The sequence below is a fragment of the Dactylosporangium vinaceum genome (assembly GCF_019904175.1).
GTDB classification, from domain to species: Bacteria; Actinomycetota; Actinomycetes; order Mycobacteriales; family Micromonosporaceae; genus Dactylosporangium; species Dactylosporangium vinaceum.
In genome coordinates this window covers 3,867,401-3,888,251 of the sequence record NZ_CP061913.1, presented here as the reverse complement: position 1 = coordinate 3,888,251, position 20,851 = coordinate 3,867,401, and the positions used below count along the sequence as shown (strand labels likewise).

Here is a 20,851-nt window from a genome sequence, read left to right as displayed (position 1 = left end):
TTCAGGAGGCCGGGACGAGCCGGACGGTGACCGGGACGGCGTCGGCGCCGTCGCGGGCCCACATGCCGCCGTGCCGGCAGGACGCCTGCAGCCCTTCGCGGCAGAGGTCGCAGGTGTTGTCCGCCCACACGAACGGCGCCACCACGGGATCTCCGGGGGCGAGGCCGGACACGTCCCGGCCGGTCTCCTCGACGACACCGAGGAACTCGTGGCCGATCCTGTCCCTCTGCCGGGTAGCCTCGCGGGACCCGTACGGCCACAGGTCGCTGCCGCAGATGCAGGATCGCACGACCCGGACGGTCGCGTCGGTCGGCTCCCGCAGGATCGGGTCCGGTGCGTCCTCGACCCGGACGTCGCCGGCACCGTAGATGAATGCTGCCCGCATGGCGGTTTCCTCCGAAATGTCCGTTCAGCGGGTTGTGCGATCCCATCGGCTGAAGCTGCCGGCCGGTCCGGGCCCCTTCGTGACCGCTACCCCTATGCTGTCCATCCAAGCGGCGGCGCACTCAAGGTGGCAGTGGCTGCTGTTCCAGGTACTGCCAGAACCCCTCAGGCCGGCGTGCTCAATCGGCCGGGCGGGCGGCTGGCCGCTCATGCGGCGCCGCGGTCCAGCTGGCGAGGAGGTTGAGCGCGTCCTGGGAGGCGGAGCCCGGTTCGGCGGTGTAGGCGTTAAGCCGCAGCCCGACATCGGTGGTCAGGTCCAGGGACTCGTAGGCCAGGGTGAGGTCGCCGACCTCCGGGTGGTGCAGGTGTTTGACGCCGGAACGGTGCAGGCGCACGTTGTGCGCCGCCCACCAGGTCCGGAACACGTCACTGCGGGTCGACAGCTCACCGATCAGGTCGGTCAGGGCCCGGTCGTACGGGTCGCGGCCGGCCTCGGCGCGCAGCAGCGCCACGGTGTCCCCGGCGAGGTTCTCCCAGTCGTGGTAGAACTCCTGACCGGCCGGGTGCAGGAAGATGAACCGGGCGATGTTCGGCGTGGCCGCAGCCGTGTCGAACAGCGGCGCGAACACGGCCCGGCCCAGCGGGTTGGCGCCGAGCACGTCGAGGCGGCCGTTACGCACGTAGGCCGGGGCCATCGTCATCGCATCGAGGAGCCGCTGCACCACCGGCCGCAGCTGCGACGTCGGACGCCGCCGCCCCCGAGCGGTCGCCGCCGTAGTGTTGGCGGCGCGGGCCAGGTCGAACAGGTGCGCCCGCTCGGCGTCGTCGAGCTGCAACGCCCGCACCAGCGCCTCCAGCACGCCGTCGGAGACGCCGGTGAGGTTCCCGCGCTCGAGGCGGGTGTAGTAGTCGACGCTCACCCCGGCCAGCAGCGCCACCTCCTCCCGGCGCAGCCCGGCGACCCGACGGTGCCCGCCGTAGTTCGGCAGGCCCGCCCGCTCCGGGGTGACCTTGGCCCGGCGGGTGGTGAGGAAGTCACGGATCTCGGCTCGGCTGTCCACACCGCCGACGCTACGACCACCATGCCCGGTCCGGGAGGTTCTGCCATTACCCCGAACAGCAGAACTCCCTGGGCACCCCTTGCGCCTGGCCTGGCCAGACCGCATGAGGAACGCTCGGTCATCTCACACGGCGCCGATCCCGCCCCGCTACTGGCGCCCGGACCAGCGCATCGCGGCCTCGGTGCGGTTGGTCGCGCCGAGCTTGGTGAAGATGTGGTGGAGGTGGTTCTTCACGGTCTTCTCGGTCAGCAGCAGCCGCCGGGCGATCGCCGCGTTGGAGTGCCCGGCGCACAGCAGGTCGAGCACCTCCCGCTCGCGCTGGGTCAGGCCGAACTGCTCCCGCAGCTCGCGCAGCCGGTCGGCGCGGCCCAGTTCAGCCTCGTCGCGGGCGGCCTGCTCCCGCATCGTGGAGATGGTGACGGCGGCGACCACCGGGGACAGCCAGCCCTGGCCGGCGGCGACCGCGTGCACCGCGCGCAGCAGCTCCGGCGGGTCGAACTCGCCGTGTACCAGGTAGCCGCGGGCGCCGCCGCGCAGCATCGCGGCAATCAGTGCCTCGTCGGCGTCGCTGGTCAGGACCAGGACCGACGTGTGCCCGGCGAGCTCGCCGATGATGCTCAGCCCGTCGGCGATCGGCATCCGGTGGTCGAGCAGGGTGACGGTGGGCCGCAGCCGGCGTGCGGCGGTCAGCGCCGTGCGCCCGTCGGGCGCCTCGCCGACGACCCGGATGTCCTCGGCGGCGGCCAGGTAGGCCCGGATCGCGGCCCGCACGATCGGGTTGTCGTCGACGACCAGGACGTCGATCACCGGTTCACCGTCCGGCTGGGCGCGTCGGCGGACAACGCCGGGGTCCGGACGACCAGCTCGGTACCCGCTCCCGGGCGGGACCGGATGTCCAGCGTCCCGCCCGCCGCCTGGGCGCGCTCGCGCATGCCGACGATGCCGAAGCTGCCGGCGACGGACAGGACGGTCAGGTCCTCGGGCACGGCGAAGCCGATGCCGTTGTCGCGCACGGACAGCTCCAGCGTCCCGGCCGCGGCCGCGAGCCGGACCATGACGAGCGTGGCACGCGCGTGGGCGGCGACGTTGCGCAGCGCCTCGTACAGGATCTGGGCCAGCTCATAGCGCGCGGCCAGTGGCGGCTCGGCGGCGACGGCGACCAGCTCGATGCGGATGCCGCTGCTGTGCTGCCAGGCGTCGCACACCATCCGGACGGTGTCGATGAACGGCCGGTCGGGCACGTCGCGGCGCAGCGCCGCCAGCAGCTCACGAGACTCCCGCACGGCAGTGTCCGCCCCCGTCGAGACGGTCAGCGCGAGCTGCTCGGCCAGGTCGGGCTGGCGGCGCAGCGACGCGGGCAAAGCCAGCGCGGCAAAGGAGATCCCGCGCAGGGTCTTGGCGACCGAGTCGTGCAACTCACGGGCCAGCCGGGCCCGCTCGGACGCGGCGGCCGCGCGCTGCGCCGCGGTCGTAGCCGCCATCGACATCTCGAGATCATCAGCGGACCCGACCCCGCAGCCGCAGTAGCGCGCCCGAGCCGAGCCGTCCTGCCCCCGCCGACCAGAGCGCAAAGATCCCCACCCCCCATAGGAGGCGCCTCCGGCGGCCCGGGGGTAGATTCGCCGCCACATCGGTCTCGACGGGAAGGTCAACGGGGAATGGACGCCAGAACCGAAGAACTGCGAAACGCGCATGACGTGCTCTCGGAGTGGTACGCCGAGAACCTGGTCGGAGTGCTCGAGAGCATGCCGGTCGAGCGGGCGATGCTCGACCTGTTCGCCGAGATGACCCTGGCCGTGAGCGCGGAGATTGCGGACGTTGGGTGCGGCACCGGTCGCCTTCTCCCCTACCTCGCGAGCCGGGGGCTGTCGCCTCGCGGCGTGGATCTCTCGCCCAAGATGATCGAGGCGGCACAGCGGCAGAATCCCGGCTTCGCTTACGAGGTCGCCGACCTGCGCGACCTGCCGTTCGAGGATGCCTCGCTGGCCGGGGTGGTGTGCTGGTTCTCGCTGATCTACCTGGCACCAGACGCCAGGGTCCCGACCTTCGCCGAACTCGCCCGCGTAGTGAAGCCGGGCGGATACCTGGTGACCGCCTTCAAGCACGGCGATGGCACCGGACACCGTAACCCTCCCGGCAGCCGCGTCGAGAGCTTCGGCATCGACTTCGACCGGTACTGGCTCTCCGCCCGAGAAATGGAGGACCGCTTCGCCGCCGCCGGGTTCGCCTTGATCTTCCAGGGCAGCACGCCGGCCGAAGGAGCGGAGCCCCCATACGGGTACATGCTGGTCCGGAAGACCGACCCCGCAAGCGCGTAACCGCAGCCCGATACTCAGCGCGGTCAAGTTCGGGTGAACTGGCTGCTCTTGCCCCACGGCAACGCGAGCGTGGAGAGCTCGTCGACAGTAGCCAGGTCACCGCGCGCGACCAGGAGCCGCGCCAGGAACATCGCGGTCAACGGGGCCAGCGCTACGGCAACACCGTCGACGACGGCCGGAGCCGGCCAACGTGTGGAGTTCCACACCCACGGCTCGCCGTTGGCGTGGAACCCCACGCCCACGGCTCGCCGTTCAGCTCAGCTTGACGAGCGCGAGCACCAGAGCAACGATCGCGATGACGATGGCCAGGCACCCGACGCCCCTCCCGAGCGCCGGGTTGCGGCCCATGATGTCGGAGCCCAGCTGCGTGGGGTGCTGCCCGGCCCGTTCGTCAGGGGTCATCTGGTCGTTGCGGGCCGCCCGCACCAGCAGGCCGATGCCGATCGCGGCGGCGACGGCGGCGAACAGGAACAGGAAGCCGGGGCCGGCCTCCTTCCGGGCCGCCGCCTCCATCAGGTCGTAGCGCATCTCAGAGAGTGATCTTCCGCTGGTACTGGCCCGTGACCGACACGCCGCCCCCGATGCCGACGGTGACGCCGACCCCGCTGTAGGCGTGCCCGTCGTTGGTCGAGCCGACCTGGTAGCAGCCCCCGACGAAGTACTGCACGCAGGCCTGGCCACTCCAATCACCGGTGTTCGACGTGGGCGTGTTGGCGATGCCGGCCTGGAAACTGACACCGGCCGAGCCCGGGCCGCTGATCCCCCAGTAGATGCCGTCGTCGGTTACCGACAGGGAGACGCAGCCGCCGCCCCAGCAGACCGACACGCCGGCATTCCAGCCGGGAGCGCCCTTGGGGCAGATGTTGCGGTTCCAGCACTCGTCGGCGTGCGCCCAGCTGACCCGCGATGCGGTGCGCCCATTGAACTCGGGCAGCCCGGGGCAGTACAGGTGGCCCTTGACGCAATCTTCCGGGCTGCCGGCGTAGATGTCCGTCCGGATGCCGATGATCTGTTCCCATTGGGCCCGCTGGATGAGGTAAGAGTTCCAGGCGTCGTCCAAGGCGCCCGGCGACACGGCGAGGGCCGGGCTCCACGCCGGCTCCTGGTCCCACCAGCAGTGGTTGGTCGCGCCGGCCACCCAGCACTGCGCGGTGGTCTTCGTGGTCGGGTCGGCGCCCTGCACACAGGCGAAGCCCATCGCCACGGTGGAGTCGAGGTAGCAGACCCCGAAGGCCGCCTTCGTCCCGGCGATCTGGCTGTAGCAGCCCGGGGTGAGCGGCTCCTTGTCGCAGATGTCGATGGGCCGCATCACGATCGGCGACTTGCGATGGCACGAGCCGCCGCAGCGCTGAGTCTTGCCGGGCTGGTCGTGGTACGAGGACTCCTCGGACGAGCCATTGCCGAACGAGGTGTTGCCGTGGTTCGGGTCACCGGCGCAGTCGTCCGGCCCGGAGCACGAGCGCTGCCCGCTGGGGTCGCTGGCGTTCGGCGGCGCGTTGTGCGCGTAGCTGTACCCGTTGAGCTGCTGGGAGTCGCCGGGATCGAAGAGAGGATCGACGCTGAGGAACCGTGCGACGGCGGGGTCGTAGTTGCGGGCACCGAGGCGGGTCAGCCCGGTGTCGGCATCCGTTGGGCCGCCGAGGAAGCCGTGATTGTCCGGCCGGACGCCGGCCGCGCCCCGCGGTTCGCCGTAGGGCATGCTCTGCCGCCAGGAGGGGTTCTGGGTGGTGTTGTCCAGGTACAGCGCCGGTGTGCCGTGCTGGTCGGAGACCTGGTAGGTGAACGCGGTCGCGGCGCTGCCGGTGCGGATCGCGACGGCGCCGCACGGCAGCGGGTAGTACCGGGTACCGGTCACCACTCCGGTGGTGTTGTTCATGACCAGCTGCTCACCGGGCAGGTACAGCGTCGTCGTGCCGACGTCGTGCTGGATCAGCAGGTTGCCGCCGGCGTCGTACTTGAACGTGCTGGACCCTCCGCCCGCGATGACGCTGACCAGCTGGCCCTGGTCGTTCCAGGTCAGCGTCTGCGGGCCGGTGCCGGGCGTGGTGCGGGAGATCATGTTGCCGCCCGTGTCGTACCGGTACGCCGTGGTCTGCGTGCCGGTCTGCGTGCCGGTCAGCGTGTGCGGCTGACCCGCGTCGGCGCCGTTGTACGTGTAGTCGGTCGTCGCGTCGGACACCCCGGCGGTGGTGCCGTGCTGTACCTGCTGGGTCCGGTTGCCGAGCGCGTCGATCGTCCAGCTCGTCCAGAAGGCGCTGCCGGCGAGGCCGTCGCCGACCGTGTGGTGGTCGGCCGTGCTCGGGGTGGCGGTGCAGTCGTCAGTCGCCGTCCACGCGGCGGTGAGGCGGGACTGGCCGTCGTAGCGGTAGCACTGCGTCTCGGTCGGCGTGCTCGCGCCGAGCCGGGTCGAGGTCTGCCGCAGCAGCCGGCCGGCCTGGTCGTACTGGTATTCCTGCCGGTCGACGTCGACCGGGCTGCCCCCGACGTGCTTGACGGTCTGGCTCTTCAGTGCGCCCGTGTGCGCGTCGTACTGACTCTGTACCACGTTCGGCACGGCGTTCAACGTGCCCTGGCTGACCCGGCCCCAGTCGTCGTAGGCGGTGCCGGCCTCGTACTGGCTCAGGCCGCCGACGGTGTCGGGCCGGTCGATGGCGCTGGTATACCCGTAGTTCACCGTCTCGGTCGGCAGCCCGCCCGCGCCCGGGTAGGTGTCGGAGCTCTTCAGTCCGGTCAGGGGCTGGTACGCGTGGCCGAACGTGTACATCATGCCGAGCGCCCCCTCCCCGCCGGTGCCACCGGGGATGGTGACGGTCTCACCGGTCGACGCGCCGAAGACATTGAAGCCCTTGTACTGCACCTTGTACGCCTGACCCCCGGACCAGTAGGCGGTGCTGCTGGTCAGGTGGCCGATCGGGTAGCGCATGGTCGGCACCGCGTTGTCCGAGTTGTCGTACACCCAGACGGCGGCTGCGTTGGCCGGCCCCTGGCTCGCGGCCGGCGCGTTGTAGGCGCCGACCTTGCGGTTGAGCTCATCGTACTTGAACGACGTGACCTTCTGGCGGCCGTCGGTGACCTCGCTGAGGTTACCCGCGGCGTCGTAGTGGTAGCTGCTCGAACCGGCGTCCGGGTCGGTCCTGTCGGTGACCTGGCCCAGCAGGTTGTACGCCGAGGTCCAGCTGGTGTGGTCGGCGTCGGTGACGCTGACCTGGTTGCCGTGGCCGTCGAAGCCGAACGTGGTCGCGACCGCGGTACCGCCGCTGATGGACCAGATGCCGGTAAAGGTGTCGGCCGGCGTGTTGAGCGTCGGCGCGGTGCTGTAGTCGTCGAGCTCGACGGTGCGCCCGACCGGGTCCGTCCGGGCGGCGGTGGTGGTCCCGCCGAGGGGCGGCACGACCACGATCCGGTTGCCGTTGTACAGGGTGGTCGTGGTCGACACCGTGACGTTGTTGGCCGCACTGGCGTCGACGACCACCCGGCCGAGGCCGTCGTACGTGTAGAAGTTCTGGACGGGAATCGCCGGTGGCGGGTTGACCTGGTCGGGGGCGATGAGCGTGGTGTCCGGGGCGGCGCCCGGGTTGGACCAGCCGGTGTACGCGGCCCGGGTCCACCCGCGGCTGTCGTAGAACGTGTCACTGACCAGCCGGCCGCCATTGGGCGATGCGGACTGCTTCTGGCGGACCCGGAACAGGCCGTCGTAGATGACCGTCGACGGCACGTAGTGCGCGGCGCTGTTGAGCTGCTCCGTGGTGACGGCGACCCGGCCGTTCGGGCCGGTGTTGGCGATCTGGTACGTGTACTTGTAGTTCGCCGATGTGGAGGCGGGCGAGCGGGAGGCCAGCCACACCGCCGTCGCCCTGCCCAGCGCGTCGTATCGCCGTGTGATGAAGACGGTGTTGGGGTCGGTCGAGACCATCGTCAGCGCCCTGGTCGGGGCGTACGTCACCGACGACGACTGGTGCAGCGCGTTCGTGGTGGTGACGCCGACGGTGAGGCCGACCGCGTCGGCGGTGTAGGCGGTTGTGGTCGTGTTGCCCCGCGGGTCGACCGCGCTGCTGACCCGCCCGAGGGCGTCGTAGGTGGTCCGGCGGCCGGTCTGGTAGGTGAACTGGCCCCCGCTGTAGTCCGACGCCGTGCGCACCATCGTCGGGTCGCCCTTCGACGGCGCAACGGTCTGCGGGAAGGTGATGTCGAAGCCCGGATCGTCGTAGTAGGTCCGGGCGGCGGACACCACCTGCGCGGGCCGGCTCACCGCCGCCGGTGCTGTCAGCGTGTTCAGCCCGGAGGGCGCGGACGGGTGGGTGCCCTCGGTGAACCCGCCGCAGGCGACCGTGTCGACCTCGACCTCGGATGGGAGCGCGACCAGATTTGCCGCGGTGTTGGGCGGGGCGTACGTCGTGTGGGTGCACTGGTCGTAGGCGGCGACGGCGGGCACTGTGTGGCTGTACTCCCAGATGACGCTGCCGTACGTGGCACTGCCTGCGGTGGTGTCGTAGGTGGTGTTCACCTCCGTGTACTGCCACGTCGTCGCCCCGGAGCCGGTGATCGCCTGCCGGGCGAAGCGCTCGGCCGGGCGGACCCAGTTCGCGGTCAGGTCCGGCAGTCCGGTCCGGGTGCGGGTCGCGGTGGCCGGCGAGACCCAGTACGAGGTGATCGTGGAGTGGTCGACCGGCCCGCCGTTGCCCAGGGAGTCGGTCACCTCCAGTGGATTGCCGGCGAGCAGGTCGGCGTCGTCGTGGGTGCCGCCCTGGGAGTCGGTAAGCGTCACCGCGACGGTGCTGTTGTTGCGCGACATCCCACGGTAGTAGGTGGCCTGCGACTGTGTCTGCCGGTCGTTCACCCCGTCGCCGACGAACGTCTTCACGTCGCCGTAGCCGCGGAACTGCCCGTAGGTGCGGTACTGCGCCTGCACCAGCTCGTTCGTGTCGTAGTGCCAGGCCGCGCCGCCGAGGAACTGGTAGCTGGTGACGCTCGTGGGCGCCCCACCGGTCGGGTCATCCTGGGTGATCCGCGTGACGACGTACTTGTTGAACCAGTCCAGCTGCGGCGCGGGTGCGACGTCGGGCGTCCAGTACACCGGATAACACGACGAGGTGTTCGTCGCCGGGCTCACGGTGACCGGGACGGCGCACGGGTCGGCGAGGCTGTAGGTGGGCGTGATGATCGACCCGGTCTCGGTGGTGATGGTGCCGATGCGGTTGCGGTACAGGGCCGGGAAGTTGCGGGCGTCGGTGCGGTTGGCCAGGGCCGTCGGTGTGAACGTGACCGCCGGCAGCGTGATCGGCACGGTCGAGCCGCCCGCGCTCAGGTCCTTGCCGGTGCGGGCGATCGAGGTCAGGAACAGCGTCGGGGACGTGTTGTCGCCGTTGCCCGGCAGGCTGTGCTGCAGCGCGTAGGCGTCGACGTCCTTGTAGTCGTTGACGGCCACCGACCACTGCCGGGTGGTGATCGTCGAGAGCCGGACGGTGGAGAAGAACGACGGCGACGGCGAGGCGCAGGCCGCGCCCTGGGCACAGAGCAGGTCATAGGGTACGTCGGGCCAGTTCGCCCTCGTCGTGGCGTTCAGCGGCGTGCACGGCTCGTTGGTGCAGCGCACGTCGGTACCGAAGAGCACCTTGTCCGGGACGGTGCCGTAGGCGTTGCCGTCGCGAAAGCCGTAGTCGATGTGGTCGACGTAGCTGTTGCGCACGTACGGCACGTAGCTCGCGCCGTAGCGCTGGCCGTAGTAGTTGGTGTCCTGGTGGTAGTAGTAGGCCATGGCGTTGCCGTGGACGTCGGTGACGTAGTCGAGATTCCACCGGTAGGCCATGGTGCAGACGGACGCGGCGAAGCCCGAGGGGCTGTAGCAGGGGTCGCCGGCGTGGCCGGAGAATACGGGCTGCGAGTCGACCGAGCTCGTGGCCGTCTTGTTCGCGGTCCAGCCGGGCAGGTGGTTGCGGCCGAAGGAGTAGACCGTCCCGTCGCGGGTGGTGACCGTCCACCAGTCGTTGTCGTGCGTCCCCGAGCCGTTGTTCTGGTCGGTCACATGCCGGACGACGGTCCCGTCCTCGTGCTGGGGACGCCAGGTGCTCGCGCCGGCGTCCCACACCAGTGCGCTCGACGCCCCGTTGAGCGACAGGGTCAGCAGTGGCCCGGCGTAGCACAGGTCCGCCGTCGCGCCCGGCACCACGGAGCCCTCCGGGGAGTCGGTGCACGCCTGGAACGTCTGCTCGATGAACGACCCACCGACCGACCACCCGTCGCCCGCCCACCCGGCCTGCGCCTGGGTGAACGACGTCTGCCCGTCGATCGCGGAGGAGCTGTAGGACAGCGCGAGCTTCGGGACCAGGCCCGACGGGGCGGCCGGCACCTCGATCGGATAGCTGTAGCCGAAGTCACCGGCGTTGCCCCCGGCCGACCACGACCCGGACGCCTTGAGGTCCGTGGCGGCGTAGGTCCCGGCGGCGCCGCCCTCCTGCCCGGCGCCCGCGGTGGCGGCCAGGACCACCATCGGCGCCGTGGCGGCGGTGACCGCCTCGGCCGACCCGCGGCCGGGCCGGGCCGGGGCGGTGAAGGTGACGGCGGCCGACACGGCCTGGGCGGCGGGATCGTTGGTGGAGGCCAGTGGCGTGGCGGCGCGGCACTCGGGCCGGTCCGGGGTGTAGAGGGCGCATCCGGGCAGCCGCACGAGGCGCAGCCGGCTGGCGTAATTGCCGCCGTAGGCTTGGGCGAAGCCGGCGTAGTCGAGGCCCACCTGGACGGTGCCGTCCCCGGTGGTCTGCGGGTCGATGCTGAGCAGGACACCGGAGACGCCCGCGCGCTCGGTCGTGGCCCGGTCGTAGACCTGGGCTCGGACGCGGTTCGGCCCGCCGGCGGTCCGCCGGGCCCAGACGGGTGACCCGGCGGCGCCGGCCCGGCCCGTGCCGTCCAGGGTGAGCGTGGCCATGCCGGGCGCCGGCAGCGCGGTCGCGTTCGGCCGGAACTCCGGCGGCGGCGCCGCCTGCTTGGCGTAGCGCGGCCCGACGGCGTGGACCTTTGTCACCCGCGGCCCGGGGTCCGGCCCGGGACCCGCCGGCTCCGCATCGCCTGCCGCCGGCAGGACCACCGTGGCCCCGGCGACGACCAGCAGGATGACCAATCCGCGCGTGGACGCGCGCCACCCGAGCCGAGTGTCCATGTCCCGTTCCCCCGAGGTCCGTGATGATCGAGATGTTTTGCGTTGCGCCAACCGTGTGTTGGTGGGAGACCGGCTCAGGAGAGCGTCGCGCCCGGGAGCGTCGTGCGGGGTGTCCAGCCGCTGCTGGTGTGGGTGTACTGCGCGAGCGTGCCCGAGCTGCTGAAGTACACCTCGAGGCTCTGTCGTGTGTAGTCGTAGACGGCCATCGGCGTGCCGGTCATGGCGTCGCCGGACCCGGCCGCGCCGCCGATCGCGCCGGGGCCGGACCAGCTGACATTGGAGAACCACCATTTCTCGGTGAGGACTCCGGCGTTGTTGAAGTAGACCTCGATGCCGCCGGTGGCCGGGTTGTACAGCGCGAACGCGTCGCCCTGGGTGATCGTCGCGGACAGTGAGACGCCGAGGTGCCAGCTGGAGCTGGGTGACCAGTAGTCCTCGGTCAGCGCACCCGACGGGTTGGGGTAGTAGACCTCCACGTTGGAGTTGACCGGGTTGTACACGGCCGACGGGGATGCGGTCGAGAGCATCGCCGAGCCGAGGCTCGCCCCGGTCCAGCCGGAGCCCGAGGCCCACCAGAACTCCTTGAGCACGCCGCCGGAGTTGAAGTAGACCTCGACGTGCTGGTTGGCCTCGTTGTAGACGGCGTGGGGGGAGTTACCGGCCCCGGTGCCGAGCGTGCCGCTCGACCAGCCGGTGCCCGCGTGCCACCAGACCTCGCGCAGCGTGCCGCCGTCGTTGAAGTACACCTCGAGGCTTTGTTGTGCGGCGTTGTAGACGGCGGTCGGGGAGCCGACCATCGCGGTGCCGCCGAGCACGCCGGTGTCGTGCCAGATGCCGTCGGCGCCGTAGTAGGACTGGGTGAGGCGGCCGTTGTTGTTGTAGTACACGTCCATCGTGTTGGCGACCGGGTTGTAGATGGCGATCGGCCGGCCGGCGGTGATCGTGCGGCCGGGGCTGCCGGCGGCCCAGCCGTTCGCGGCGGTCCACCGCTGCGCGATGGTGGTCCCGGAGCGGAAGTACACCTCGGAGTGGGCGTTCAGCGGTGAGTAGACCGCCGGTGAGCCGGAGCGCGGGAACGTCGCGGCCGGGGCGGTCGGCGCGGCCGTGGCGGTGGACCAGCAGGACTGGTTCGTGCTGTCGAAGCACACGAAGCTGCCGTCGGACTGCAGGACGTACACGTCGCCGGTCTTGCCCCCGGTGCCGCTGGCCCACAGCGCGGTGCCCGCCCCGCGGCTGCTGTCGGGATAGATGACGAGGTTGCCGTCGGCCTGCACGGTGAGCACGGCCTGCGGGAACCCGGTTGGGCCGTAGGTCTTCGCGGAGCCGCCGGCCGGGGTGACGGTGAGCCGGCCCGCGGTGAACGCCAGCTGCCCGCCGGGGGTGCTCCACGTCGAGCCGCTCGGGTAGCCGGTGCCGTCCGAGTCGAACCGGACGTAGTCGGTCGCGCCGGAGAGGGCGATCGCCTGGCTGTGGTTCAGCGGCACGGCCCACGTCTCCACGCCGGAGATCTGGCCCTTGAACCGGTCGGCTCGGGCGCTGTGCTGCTGATCGTCGCCGATGGCCGCGTTGCCCGGCGTGCTGACCGTGGTGTTGTGCGCGACCGGGTCGGCCGTCAGCGCGTTGACGTAGAGGCTCATCCGGTGGGCGCCGGCCTGATGGATGGCGGTGAGGTGGACCCACGCGCCGAGCTGGATCTGCGGGCCGAAGCTGACCCGGTCGTAGGTGGAGTCGGGGTTGCCCTCGGCCGAGGCCATGGCGAACGTCCAGCGGCGGTTGGCCGGGTCGGCGTAGAGCCGGACGGTGGAGTTCCTGGTCCCGTTCTGGGCGAACACGGTGCCCTGGTAATCGCTGGGCTTGACCCATGCCGAGATGCTGAAGTCCTTGTCCGGCTCGACCGCGCCGCCGCTGGTGGTGGCCAGGGCGCCGCTGCCGTCGAAGATGGCGTCGGGGCTGAACAGGTCACCGTCGTGCCAGTGCACGCCGGCGCTGCCGGTGGCGTTGAGGCTGGCGACGGTGTCCGCGGCTGTGGTGACGGCGCCGCTGCCCGCGAAGTCGTTGAGCGGCCAGGCGTGTGACCGCTTCAGCAGCGACTGCGGGTCCTTCGCCGTCACGGTCCCCGTCGTCCCGCTCAGGCCGGAGACGATCCACGCGGTGACGCTCCCGGTGGTCTCGACGGCCCACAGGTCGGGCGTGCCGTTGCCGTCGACGTCGGCCGCGCGCAGCGTCCGGGTCGCGCCTTGGTTCCAGGTGTCCGCGAGCTTGTACTGCTGAGAGGAGTGCAGCGCCTGACCGTCGAACGTCACGTTCTGCCAGAGGTACAGCGCGCCGCTGGCCTTGTTCCACAGGAACAGCCACAGGCCGGACGCCGTCTGGGCGCTGGAGATGGTCCAGTCCTGCCAGTGGGAGTCGCCCGCCGGGGTCTGGTCGGCCAGTATCACCGGCGGATAGTCGTAGTTGTTCAGCCCGTCCTGGTCGACGTAGTACTCCAGGTAGTAGCCGAACGAGTCGCCGGCGATGCCGAGGAGGTCCGGTGTCACGTGGCCCGACCCGGACGCGTTACCGGCGCTGACCAGCTGGACCGGGCTGTTGCCGAACTCGTCGCTGAGGTGCGTGCGGTGGTTGTGACCGCTGCCCTGGCCGCCCTGCAGGGGTGCGCCGTTGCCCATGGAGTCCACGACGACGAACATCCCGGCGGCGTCACCGGCCGGGTAGTAGGCGGCGAGGTCCTGCAGGGTGGTGCCGTTGAACCGGCCGGTGAAGACCTGGGCGCCGTCGTACTCCGCGGGTGAGAGCCGGACGTCCAGGCCGGCGCCGTTGACGCCGATGTTCGTGCCGCCGTTGGCCACGGTGCCGTTGCCCCGGCCCGGCGCCAGCCAGACGCCGGAGGAGAGCCCGTTGGTGCCGCCGGTGGTGACCAGGTCGGCGGCGCCGTCACCGGTGAGGTCCTGGTCGGCCCGGGCGGTGGCCGGTCCGGTCGCGTCGATCGGCTGCACCGCGGTCTGACCGATGTTGTTACCGGCCGAGAGGCTGGTCACGGTCAGCACGTTGGCCATCGCGGTCGGCGTCACGGTGATGGTGGTGGTGTTTCCGGTCGCCGTGACCAGGCCGGGCAGGGCGTTGTTGAGCTGGTAGGTGTACGCGCTGGGCGCGGTGCCGGTCGCCGGCTTGACGATATTGACGGTGAGCGGCTGCCCCAGCTGCGGCGTGCCCTGCGGCTCGATGGTCGGCGCCCCGGTGGTGGTCGGGTCGAACCGGAACGTGCACGGGTCGGACCAGTCGCTGTCGAGGTCGCCGTCCCCGGCTCGCGCCTGCCAGGAGATGCTGGTCACCACGCCGCCCGAGGCGGTGCTGAGCGCCAGCTCGGAGACGTCGAGCCGGGCCCGGGTGCCGGAGGCGGCGGTGAGCGGGTTCGCGAGGTTGTCCGCGATCGGCGCGCCGTCGCTCGTCCGGGTCACCTTGAACACGACGTTGAGCTGCTGGTTGTCGGCGTCCGAGACGGGGGCGAAGAGGGAGACCAGCCCGTCGCCGACGGTCGTCGGGGTGCCGGAGCACGAGGTCTCGGGCGAGGTGGTCAGCCCGGTCGGCTTGGCCGGCCGGTGGTTGTAGGTGATGGACAGCGACGGCGTGTTGGGGCCGGTGGCGTCGAACTCCTTGTAGTTGAGCAGGTCACTCTCGTTGCCGGAGCGCAGCCCGAAGCTCTGGGTGGTCTTGCCGGTGTTGACTGCGTTGACGACCGCTGAGGTGACGAGGGCGGAGACGCCGGCCTTGTTCGGGCAGCCGCTGTTGTAGGCCGTCTGCAGGCTGATCGAGGCCTGGCTGGAGCCCCAGTCGTACCCGTCCCACATGCTCCATTTGGCGTTGCTCTGGGTGAGGGTGGTGCCGGGGGCGTAGACGTTCATCGGCTGGCCGCTGGTGCTGCACTTGGAGGCGTACACCTCGTACAGGTACAGCTTGGCTTCGCTGATGACGGCCCCGGAGAACGTGGCGGTGTTGATCGGGAAATTGATGACGGTACGCGAGAAGATGCTGCTGTTGTGCCCGACCTGCAGGTGCCCGTCCGGGTCCGGGGTGTTGTTCCAGCGGAAGCCGGCGTCTCCGCTGGACATCGTGGCGTAGGCGCTGGACGCCGGGTTCCAGGACGGGTCGATGTAGACCGGGTAGACGGTGCCCGGGCCGCCGAGCAGCCCGGCGTCGGGCCGCAGGGTGAGCGCACCGCCGTCGACGGTGACCCCGATCTTCGCCTTGTGCGCGGCCGCGCCGGGGCCGTCGGCGCTCGACTCGGCCCGCTCGACACCGGCTGTCAGCTTGCCCGCGGCTGCGGCGGCGTCCCACATGGTCGGCGCGTTGGCGGCGAACACAGGCCGACCGGTGCGGTCACGGGCCTGCAGGTTGCCGTCGGTGTCGGCGGTCACGGTGAGGCCGCGAGTGCTCAGCGGGGCGGTCAGCTGCCGCAGCGCGGGGTTGGCGGCCGCGGTGGCGTTGCGCACGACCAGGACCTGGCTGAACCCGCCCTGTTCAGTGGCGGTGACCTGCAGGTCGACGCCGGGCAGGACGCCGGCGTAGGTGGCGATGGGCCCGGCCAGCGTGGGCGCGGGGAGCTTGAAGGGCAGGGTCAGGCCGAGGCTTTGACCCTGGATGGCCATGGTGGCCAGCGGCCCGGTGCCGCCGCTGGAGAGCTTCAGGTCCGATGTGGACACCGCCGGGCTCAGCGTCCCGTCGGCGTTGACCCGCAGGGTCGCGTCCAGTGGCGTCCAGGCACCGTTGACCCGCTTGCGCACGGGCGCCATCGCACGGTTGAGGGTCAATGTCCCATTGGGGTTGGCGGTCAGCGTGTCCGTCGGGGTCGTCGCCGCCGGCACCGGCACCGCGGTCCGGGTCAGCCGCGCCCGGGCGAGCGCCTGGGCGGCGGTCAGCTCGGCCGCCGGCGGCGTCTGCGCAGGCCCGGGCGGGGCGGCCCCGGCCGGTTCGTTCCACTGCGGAACGGCCACGAGGGCGCCGGTCACGATGAGCGCGGCCAGCAGCGCCGCCACCCGGCGTGGGCGCGCAAACCAGGACGACATGACGGCCCCTCCCCCGTTCGGTCATGAAACGAGGCAAGCAAACCATCTCGATCCTTCTATGGAAAGACGGCCGCATCGATAGGCCCCGCTTGCTGCGCAACAATCCGATTCGCGTGATCCGCGCGCTTCGATCCGTTGCTCAGTAGGATCAGCAGGCTGGACCGTCCGGGCGTCGAACGGCGAGCCGGATCGGTACTCCCCGGCCCGGCCGTGGCCGGCCCGTCGGTCCGGGCGATGGGTTCGAGGATGTCGTCGGGGGATTTGTTCCACACGAACGGTCTGGGTGGCCGCAGCGCCGAGGAGGCGGACCGTCTCGGCGCCTCCTCGGCCAACGTCAACGTCGCCCGCTGGCTCATGAACGAGGGCAACGGGGGTACCGCCTTCGACTCCTCCGACTACTTCCATGACCTCAACCTCACCCTGGAACCCGGGTGTGACCTGGACCGCGAACGGCCAGCAGGGCTCGGCGCTGTCCTTCGCCGGCAACGGCGCGGCCCGCAGCATCGACCCCACGACCGGATCGCCCGGGCCGGTCCTGCACACCGACCAGTCGATGACGGTGTCGGCCTGGGTGCGCCTCGGCGCGATGCCGACCCGAAACCTCATCGCCGTGGGGCAGTTCGGGTCCCGGGTCACCGGGTTCTATCTCGGAGTCCTCCGATTCGACCAGGGGTGTCAGTGGTCGTTCTCGATGCCGGGCGCCGACAGCGAGACCGCCACCGGATGGGTCAACGCCGCCGCCCCGGCGACCATCACCGCGGCCGACGTGGACACCTGGGTGCACCTGGTCGGCGTCTACGACGCCGTCGCCAGCACCGTGTCGCTCTACGTCAACGGCGCCCTGGCCGCCACCACGACCCGGGCCGTCGCCGGCTGGGACGCGACCGGCCCGCTGACCGTCGGGGCCGGCCTGTGGACCGGTGCCAACGGCAGCGCCCCCACCCAACTGATCAACTTCTGGAACGGGGCGATCGACACGGTCACCGTGTACCAGGGCGCCGTCCCGGCCGGCTCCATCGCCACCATTCCCTGATCCCAGTCGCCTGGAGGCAGCCTCGTGACCACCCTGATGATCGACCTTGCCCGCCGGGTGCACCGGTCCCCGGGACGCGCCGCGGTCCGGGTGCTGTGCGCCGCGGTCCTGGTGACGCCGGCCGCGGTGGCCCTGCCGGCCGCGGCCGCCCCGGCCCTGGCCCTGCTGCCGGCACAGACCGACCGACCGATCCCGGGCGTCGCCCTGGCCGCGCTGACCCGCCCCGCCGACCCGGCCGCCGCGGCCGCGGCCCGCACGGCGGCCCGGGGCGCTCCGGCCTGGCCGGCCGGGTCGACGCAGGACGTCGATCTGCGCGGGGCGGACGCCTCGGTGCGCACCGGCGGCCTGACCGTGTCGCTGGGCCGGACCGACGCCGTCCACAGTGCGACGGCGGCGCCCGGCCGCGTCCGGCTGACCGTGCTCGATCAGCAGGCGACCGCCGCCGCCGGCGTGCGCGGGGCCGTGCTGCGGCTGGAGCGCACCGACGGCTCGGCCGCCGCGGCGCCCAGCCGGGTGAGCATCGACTACGCGCCCTTCGCGACCGGATACGGCGCGGACTGGGCAAGCCGGCTGCGGCGGGTGCAGCTGCCCGACGGCGACTCACCTGCCGGCCTTGCGGCGTGGATCGTCGAGAAGTTGGTGGCCTGGTCCGGCGAGTCGTCCTTCACGCCGGACCAGTTTCTCACCTGGGTCACCGCCTACTGGGTCACCGGCACGATCGGCACCTCGTTCGCCACCTACACCGAACCGGTCGCCATTCCCGACCGGATTGAGACACCGACCGTGCTCTCCGCGTTCCCGCACGACATCAAACCGGTACCGCGCAGCTACGCCGAGGCATTCCTGAACGTTTGCGATTATGTGGAACACCGTGCCGGCGGGCACTTCGCAGCCTGGGAACAGCCCCAAACCTACGCCGACGACGTACGCCGCGCGGTCAAGCTGGGCAGCTGAGAAGAGTCGGGACTGGCGTGGTGGCGCAGGCTCCGACCGAACAGCGTTGGAACCAGCGGTGTTCCGGACCGGCGCGCGGCGATGGACCAGCGGGCGCGGCCGGTAGCGTGTCGATGCAGTCGATCAGCACCGCTCTTGTCGCCGGTGGTGCGCAGTTGCCCGCCCGGCTCGTCACCGACGGTGACCGGCTCAGTGAGGCCGGCGCTCACTGTCGCGCCGAAATGAGGAAGGGGTCGGTCCTTTGACCAGAGCCTGCTGCCAGCCTCGGTCTTTCGTTAGTTGTTGATCAAGCCCGTCTGGCGGCGGGTTGATGTTTCGTCGGCATGCGTGGTTGGCCGTCGGGCATGCCGATGGTCCGGCCGTTGCCGGGCTGCTCCACCTGGTGCGTCGGGGTGTGGTGCAGGTTCAGGTGGTCGATTGCGGCAGGGCTGCGAGCCGCGCGAACGCGAGGCTGCGCTCTGTCGGCCAGGGCCAGGTTTCGGCGATGCGGAGTCGGGTCTGGCGGGCGCGGACGGTGCGGGTGATTCTGGCAGCGACGTGCCGAAGCCGGTAGCGCAGCTGCTTGGGCTCAGCAGTGGCCAGGGCGCCGTCAAGCAACAGCAACCGGGTCCAGGCGAGCAGGTCGGCGGTGGTGTTGGGCCCGGCGCGGCCTTCCCGCAGCATCCCGGACAGCGCCTCGCGGGTGTTGTCCAGGAAGCAGAACGGGTCGAGTCGGCCTGGGGCGCGGTGCCGGTGTTACCGCCGGTCCGTTTCCCCAGGCCGCTCGCCGAACCCGCCGTGCGCCTCTCGACGCAACGGGCTCTCCGCGGCTGTTGCTGTCAGGTTGGTGTGGTTCGGTGTTGCCAGGGGTTCGGGATCGCGCCTCGGTATCGGGTGACCGAGATCGCGTCGAGGTCGAACAGGGTGATCCCGTTGGCGGAGAGCGGCAGCCACCGGCCGGTGTGGTCGGTGAAGCGTCTGCGGATCTCCTTCCATCTCCAGCGGTGCAGCACGGTCAGCCACCGGATGATCCGCCACCAGACGAAACGTCGGAGGTGGCGAAAGGTGTGCTTCGCGACGGCGTGCTTGAAGTATTGTGCCCAGCCGTGCAGGATCTGGTTGATCCTGAGTAGGGCTGCCCCTGGGTTGACCTGCGACGTTCTGCGGGTTTGGTCACGGATCTTCGTCTTGAGCGACCGGATCGGCCGCTGGGCGATGAACGTGTAGACGTACCACTTCTGCGTGCCCCGTTTGCGGCGCCACTGGATGTGGAACCCGAGAAAGTCGAACCCGTCGCTCATGTGCATGATCCGGGTCTTGGCCGGCGACAGCCGCAGGCCCAGCGGCGCCAGCACCTGAGCGATGTCCTCGCGGATGGCTTCTGCGTCGGTGCGGGTGCCGTGCACGAGAACGACGAAGTCGTCCGCGTAACGCACCACACGCCAGGTCGGCAGACCCTTCTTGCGGCGTCTGCTCCGGCGACCGGAGTCGGCCATCGCCCCGCCGGGCCGCCACGGCCCGTGCAGGTGCTCGTCGAGCACCGACAGGGCGATGTTGGCCAGCAGCGGTGACAGGATGCCGCCCTGCGGGGTGCCGGTCGGGGTGTCCTCCTGTTTGCCGAGCTCGGTGAGCAGCCCGACCTTGAGGAACGCCTTGACCAGCGCCAGCACGCGCTTGTCCTTGACCCTGGCCCGCACCCGGTCCATCAGGGCCGTATGCGAGATGGAGTCGAAACACGCCTCGATGTCAGCGTCCAACACCCAGCGGTAGCCTTTGGTGCCGAACAACTGGATCTCCGCGATCGCGTCGTGCGCCCGCCGCCTGGGCCGGAACCCGTAGGAGACCGGCTGGAAGTCGGCCTCGAAGATCGGTTCCAGCACCAGCTTGAGTGCCGCCTGGACGACCCGGTCGGTCAGCGTCGGGATCCCGAGTCGCCGGACCCGTCCACTGCCGCCCGGCTTCGGGATTCTGCGTTCCCGCACCAGCAGTGGGCTGAAACTCCCCGCTTTCAGCGCGGTGCGCAGGTCGTCCAAGAAGGCCGGGACGCCGATCCGCTGCTCGATGTCGGCCATGGTCATGCCGTCCACGCCAGCGGTCCGGGCGCCCCGGTTGCCGCGACCCGTTCGAACGCCACGATCAGCGTCGCTGGGTCGTGCACGAGGTTAAACAGGTCATCGAACCGGCGACCGGTGTCGGCCGCCGCCCAACAGTGGAGCTTGGCCTGCATCTCCGATACCCGCCGAAACGGCCCGGCTGTGACACCAGCCGGTTCCGGTGGAGCGCCCGTATTCACGAGCGCGTCTGTCGGCATTGCAGTCTCCTCCTTCCGCACAAACCGCTGCCGTCCTTCCCCATGTGCTGGGCTTTCCCCAGCTCGGAGTACTACGACGGCTCCGCCCCGTCCCAGCCTGATCGGCCGACGATGGGCCCAGCCCGATCGTCCACGCCGGATGCGCAGACGACAGGCGAGACCGGGACGGTTCCCGTGTTCACCGTGATTCGCTCGACGAAGGAGGAGCCCGACTTTGTCCCTGCGGCCTCGCCACGACTACCCCGCAGCACGTCACCGTGGCCTCCGGGCGACCCACCCATTTGCCGCCCCGGAGTTCCCCGCAGCCAACCAACAGCCGCGGGTGCGCACCGCTCCCAGCCCGTATCCACCAGATTTGAGCCGGTATGGTTTTGAGAGACTTTGAGACGCCGGTTCCTCACGTACTCCTCTTCATCACGCTTGCCGGGCCCGCACCGTCTGGCAGTGCCAGCACGCCCCGGCGTTGTCAGGACTGCTCCCGCCCTCCCCGGCACCTCCCGGATCAGGCTGTCCTCAGCTTCACCGCCCTGCTGCGACAGGGTCAGCGGCGAAGGTCTCACACCTCCGCTCGAATCAACGGCGCCTCACGGCGCACCGG

13 protein-coding genes and 1 pseudogene are annotated in these 20,851 nt (G+C 70.8%); 3 read left to right on the top strand and 11 right to left on the bottom strand.

Translation table 11 applies throughout. From position 1 onward, the window contains the following. Position 1: 1 nt before the first annotated feature. The 4 genes from Dvina_RS17390 to Dvina_RS17375 form a co-directional block, all read right to left on the bottom strand. Positions 2 to 385 (bottom strand): alcohol dehydrogenase catalytic domain-containing protein, encoded by a 384-nt coding sequence (locus Dvina_RS17390; RefSeq protein WP_223103513.1) that lies wholly within the window; start codon positions 383 to 385, stop codon positions 2 to 4. A 178-nt stretch (positions 386 to 563) separates the two neighbouring features. Continuing rightward, entirely contained in the window at positions 564 to 1,445 is an 882-nt protein-coding gene (locus tag Dvina_RS17385) for a helix-turn-helix transcriptional regulator (protein ID WP_223103512.1), read from the bottom strand. Positions 1,446 to 1,592: 147 nt separating this feature from the next. Next, positions 1,593 to 2,252: a LuxR C-terminal-related transcriptional regulator gene (locus Dvina_RS17380; RefSeq protein ID WP_223103511.1), complete on the bottom strand. Its 660-nt coding sequence runs from the start codon at positions 2,250 to 2,252 to the stop codon at positions 1,593 to 1,595. Beyond that, positions 2,249 to 2,932, bottom strand: a complete 684-nt coding sequence (locus tag Dvina_RS17375; protein WP_223103510.1) for a sensor histidine kinase — start codon at positions 2,930 to 2,932, stop codon at positions 2,249 to 2,251. Before Dvina_RS17375 ends, Dvina_RS17380 begins: the two co-directional genes overlap by 4 nt. A gap of 171 nt (positions 2,933 to 3,103) precedes the next feature. On the opposite strand from Dvina_RS17375, the gene Dvina_RS17370 reads away from it, so the two are divergent. Beyond that, positions 3,104 to 3,763 carry a class I SAM-dependent DNA methyltransferase gene (locus Dvina_RS17370; RefSeq protein ID WP_223103509.1) on the top strand — a complete coding sequence of 220 codons (660 nt, stop codon included), beginning with the start codon at positions 3,104 to 3,106 and terminating at the stop codon, positions 3,761 to 3,763. 23 nt (positions 3,764 to 3,786) lie between these two features. Here Dvina_RS17370 and Dvina_RS17365 read toward each other — a convergent pair whose 3' ends face one another. From Dvina_RS17365 to Dvina_RS17350, 4 genes are all read right to left on the bottom strand, one after another. Beyond that, complete coding sequence (locus Dvina_RS17365; RefSeq protein ID WP_223103508.1) at positions 3,787 to 4,005, bottom strand: hypothetical protein; 219 nt, start codon at positions 4,003 to 4,005, stop codon at positions 3,787 to 3,789. Between the two features lie 10 nt (positions 4,006 to 4,015). Then, complete coding sequence (locus Dvina_RS17360; RefSeq protein WP_223103507.1) at positions 4,016 to 4,291, bottom strand: hypothetical protein; 276 nt, start codon at positions 4,289 to 4,291, stop codon at positions 4,016 to 4,018. 1 nt (position 4,292) lies between these two features. Continuing rightward, the gene (locus tag Dvina_RS17355; RefSeq protein WP_223103506.1) at positions 4,293 to 10,916 is read right to left on the bottom strand and encodes an RHS repeat domain-containing protein; all 6,624 of its coding nucleotides are present in this window, start codon (positions 10,914 to 10,916) and stop codon (positions 4,293 to 4,295) included. Positions 10,917 to 10,990: 74 nt separating this feature from the next. Continuing rightward, a complete protein-coding gene (locus tag Dvina_RS17350; RefSeq protein ID WP_223103505.1) occupies positions 10,991 to 15,976 on the bottom strand; it encodes a hypothetical protein in 4,986 nt (1,661 codons plus the stop codon). A gap of 403 nt (positions 15,977 to 16,379) precedes the next feature. Here Dvina_RS17350 and Dvina_RS17345 point away from each other — a divergent pair, with 403 nt between their 5' ends. Together Dvina_RS17345 and Dvina_RS17340 are read left to right on the top strand one after the other, a co-directional pair. Then, a complete protein-coding gene (locus tag Dvina_RS17345) occupies positions 16,380 to 17,009 on the top strand; it encodes a LamG domain-containing protein (RefSeq protein WP_223103504.1) in 630 nt (209 codons plus the stop codon). A gap of 24 nt (positions 17,010 to 17,033) precedes the next feature. Then, a complete protein-coding gene (locus tag Dvina_RS17340) occupies positions 17,034 to 17,963 on the top strand; it encodes a hypothetical protein (RefSeq protein ID WP_223103503.1) in 930 nt (309 codons plus the stop codon). A gap of 405 nt (positions 17,964 to 18,368) precedes the next feature. Here Dvina_RS17340 and Dvina_RS17335 read toward each other — a convergent pair. The 3 genes and pseudogenes from Dvina_RS17335 to Dvina_RS54285 form a co-directional block, all read right to left on the bottom strand. Then, positions 18,369 to 18,587 (bottom strand): annotated as a pseudogene (locus tag Dvina_RS17335) (IS1380 family transposase); the annotation flags it as partial. Positions 18,588 to 18,781: 194 nt separating this feature from the next. Further along, positions 18,782 to 20,020 (bottom strand): group II intron reverse transcriptase/maturase, encoded by a 1,239-nt coding sequence (gene ltrA / locus Dvina_RS17330; protein WP_246656275.1) that lies wholly within the window; start codon positions 20,018 to 20,020, stop codon positions 18,782 to 18,784. Further along, positions 20,017 to 20,253 carry a hypothetical protein gene (locus Dvina_RS54285; RefSeq protein WP_246656274.1) on the bottom strand — a complete coding sequence of 79 codons (237 nt, stop codon included), beginning with the start codon at positions 20,251 to 20,253 and terminating at the stop codon, positions 20,017 to 20,019. Before Dvina_RS54285 ends, ltrA begins: the two co-directional genes overlap by 4 nt. Positions 20,254 to 20,851: the final 598 nt, after the last annotated feature.

Coding starts and splice junctions, on each gene's coding strand:
- Dvina_RS17390 (WP_223103513.1), bottom strand. CDS start 385: ATGCGGGCAGCATTCATCTACGGTGCCGGCGACGTCCGGGTCGAGGAC.
- Dvina_RS17375 (WP_223103510.1), bottom strand. CDS start 2,932: ATGTCGATGGCGGCTACGACCGCGGCGCAGCGCGCGGCCGCCGCGTCC.
- Dvina_RS17370 (WP_223103509.1), top strand. CDS start 3,104: ATGGACGCCAGAACCGAAGAACTGCGAAACGCGCATGACGTGCTCTCG.
- Dvina_RS17360 (WP_223103507.1), bottom strand. CDS start 4,291: ATGCGCTACGACCTGATGGAGGCGGCGGCCCGGAAGGAGGCCGGCCCC.
- Dvina_RS17355 (WP_223103506.1), bottom strand. CDS start 10,916: ATGGACACTCGGCTCGGGTGGCGCGCGTCCACGCGCGGATTGGTCATC.
- Dvina_RS17350 (WP_223103505.1), bottom strand. CDS start 15,976: ATGTCGTCCTGGTTTGCGCGCCCACGCCGGGTGGCGGCGCTGCTGGCC.
- Dvina_RS17345 (WP_223103504.1), top strand. CDS start 16,380: ATGACCTCAACCTCACCCTGGAACCCGGGTGTGACCTGGACCGCGAAC.
- ltrA (WP_246656275.1), bottom strand. CDS start 20,020: ATGACCATGGCCGACATCGAGCAGCGGATCGGCGTCCCGGCCTTCTTG.
- Dvina_RS54285 (WP_246656274.1), bottom strand. CDS start 20,253: ATGCCGACAGACGCGCTCGTGAATACGGGCGCTCCACCGGAACCGGCT.